1 protein-coding gene and 1 pseudogene are annotated in these 2,948 nt (G+C 61.1%); both read right to left on the bottom strand.

Annotated features, from left to right (window positions below):
- Positions 1-192: 192 nt before the first annotated feature.
- Positions 193-1,205, bottom strand: a pseudogene (locus QJT78_RS49850) (IS110 family transposase).
- 128 nt (positions 1,206-1,333) lie between these two features.
- Positions 1,334-2,890, bottom strand: coding sequence for an ISL3 family transposase (locus QJT78_RS49845; protein ID WP_038945647.1), 1,557 nt, complete (start codon positions 2,888-2,890; stop codon positions 1,334-1,336).
- Between the last annotated feature and the right edge of the window lie 58 nt (positions 2,891-2,948).

Here is a 2,948-nt window from a genome sequence, read left to right as displayed (position 1 = left end):
ATGTCTTCACTGGGGTCACGGTCCTTTCCGAGGTCGCGCAGCGCCTCATGATGATGTCCGGGTCGGACGCCTCAACGTTTGCAGCGGAGTACGGTCGAGCCGCCACCAGCCGAATGAACGAGGTCGCCTCAACACCGTCCCAGCGGGACATCGCCAGTCCGGCAGACCGGACCAGGAACTTGCGAGCAAATATCAGACTGGCTGCGGCTGCCCCCAGTCGAAGGATGTGCCATGATGCAGTGAAGGATGACTGCGATCTTTCGGGCGACAGCGACCTTTGCCTTCCTCATACCGATCCGCTTGGCGAGCTTCATGCCCCAGGCCTTGAGGGAAGACCACTTCTTTGTCCGATAGAGAAGTACGGTGGCGGCCTCAAACAAGTAGGTTCGGAGAAGCCGGTCGCCCCATCGAGATATCTTGCCGTTGATGTCAGTTTCGCCAGATTGGTTGCGCCGAGGTGTAAGGCCGAGGTAGGCGCCGACTGTCAACGCCGACAATGGGTCATCGATCGTATGGCGGAAAGTCAAGGCGGTCACCACGCCGACACCGGGAACGGTCATTAGGCGGCGCGTCGTCTCGTCCGCCTTCGCCAACTGGCGAACTTCGTCGTCGGACTTGTTCTGCTGCTGACAGATATGCTCATGGATCAACAGGAGCGGCGAGATCACGCTAAGGAGTGGATGATTATCGCCCAATAGCTCGCTGACCAGGTTGCGGAACTGCTGGCCGATTGCGCGCGGGAACAGCAAGCCGTATTCTTTGATCAAGCTCCGGACCTGGTTCTCGATGTCTCGGCGCATGGACACGAGCCGGGATCTCGCGACGAGTATCGCGCGGATCTTCTGACTTTCCTCGCTCTTGACCTTGACTTCTCGATACCAACCAACCCGCACCAGTTCGGCCAGACCTCGAGCATCATTCTGATCGCTCTTGTTCATGCGTACGGACAAAGCCGCGTGGGCATGCCGCGCGTCGATGCAAACCACTAGGAGATCGACCCTACGAAGTTCATGCCATAGCCAGCTCGCCATCGCCCCGGTCTCAAATCCGATGCGCTCCGCTTGTGGCGCCCGCTTGCGAAGCAATGCCGCGAGCGCCCCGGGGGCGGACTTTGCCTTTCCTTCGAACAAGATCTGACCCACTTCGTCGACCACACATACCGACGTTTCTTTTTGCGAGACATCCAGCCCAACATATTGCTTCATGGCCCCCTCCGATTCGTGAGATTGCGGGAAGGCTTGAAGATAGCGGACCTTTTTGAGCCGCGGGCGCCGACCGCAATTACGTCATCGTCTGCAAAATTGGCTCTGACGCAGTTTTGGTGCAGCTGGGTTTATTCTGCGCCGATTAGTCTGGCTTGAAGCAGATCGATTTTGCCACGGCCGAACATTTGGCGTCTGACGAGCTTGAGGCGCGTGATCTGCCCCTCAGTCTGTCCGTTGGACCAGGGCGAGGTGATCGCCGCCCGAACCGCCGCTTCATCGTTCGTTACGCCGCGGGCGAACGATGCAACAAGACTGGCGCGAGCGCGCTCGATCCATGGGACGAGGCCCGCCTCGGTCTTGCGTCGGATCATCAGGTGGAATTCGGCGATGATCTCGCGTGCCTCGACCAGGGGTGGCACGCCAGCTTCTACCGCAGCGACGGTCACCGTCTCTGCCTTCGATAGCGTATCCCGTCCGACGGTCATGAGACGAGCGATCGTTCTGGCCGATGGAATCCGATGAAGGGTTTCGACATCAGTCTTTTCGGCCCGCCGTCTACGAGTCGTCCACTCGCCGACAACACGAAGGGAGCCTCGGAAACCGCGCGCCCGTAAGCGGCGCCAAAGTTCAGCGCCGTTTCGGCAACCGGCTGCCCATTGGTCGTCGAGCCATGGCAGGTGCTGATCGAGAGAGCTCTCCCGGGTCCGGAAGACATCATGGCGTTCGCCGCGGATCACCTGTCGCACCAGCCCCCTGCTGTGGCCCGTCTGGCGCACTATCTGCTTGATCGGCGTCCCACCTTTCGACAGGCTCAAGATGGTCGCGTTAGCCTCCTCGCGCCGGAGATAGCCCTCATATTGGAGACGCTCCGCAGCTGTTAGCAGCTCGGGATTGATCGTAGTTGCTCCGATTGCGCTGCGGATCTGGCGCATCGATTTTCGGACGGCATCGAGGTAGGCCCGGCTGGCGTTCTCCATCAAATGCCAACGATCTGCGACCTGTACCGCGTGCGGCAGGGCCTTTGCTGCGGCTTCGCCATATCCTCCGCCGCGGTCGCGGGCGACGATCGCGATCGTGGGATGGGCGGCGAGCCAGGCTTGGGCGGTCGAGGGCTCACGGTCCGGCAGCAGGGTGACCACCCGGCGCCTTTCCAGGTTGCAGATGATGCTGGCGTATCGGTGATTGCGCCGCCAGGCCCAATCATCAATGCCGATAATCCTGAGCGGGTCAGCCGGCGGACGGCTACGGCGTCGAACCACGCGAAGGAGCGTATCCTTGCTCACCGGCAGCATCAGCCGTTTTGCGAAGCCTGCCGCCGGTCGTCCGCCAAGAGCCAGACCGAGGTGATGGACAATGGAGTCCAGCCTCGCCGTGCGTCGCGCTGATGGAGCCGGCACCCCTTCGTCGAAGCGCTCAGTAAAGATTTGGCGCCCGCACAGGACGGCGTCGCAGCGGAAGCGGCGGGCGACCACCAGGAGCTGTACGATCCGCCCCGAAAGCGGGAGGTCAGTCACGCGTCGCCGATACCGGCTATGGACACGCCGAGAAACTGTTCCGCACAAGGGACACAGACCGACGCTTCCGGACGCCCGGATCTCAATCACGGCCTTATCACCTTCGTAGTACGCACTCTCTACAACAAACCCACGCGGCACCAGACTGGAGCGGTGGAGTGCTTGCTGCATGGCGTTGATTCTCCTCCAATCAAAGCGCCACGCATCCCCCAAACTGCATCAAAAGTGA

The sequence above is a fragment of the Bradyrhizobium sp. Mp27 genome, assembly GCF_029953005.1.
GTDB lineage: Bacteria > Pseudomonadota > Alphaproteobacteria > Rhizobiales > Xanthobacteraceae > Bradyrhizobium > Bradyrhizobium barranii.
This window is presented reverse-complemented; position numbering and strand designations above follow the sequence as displayed.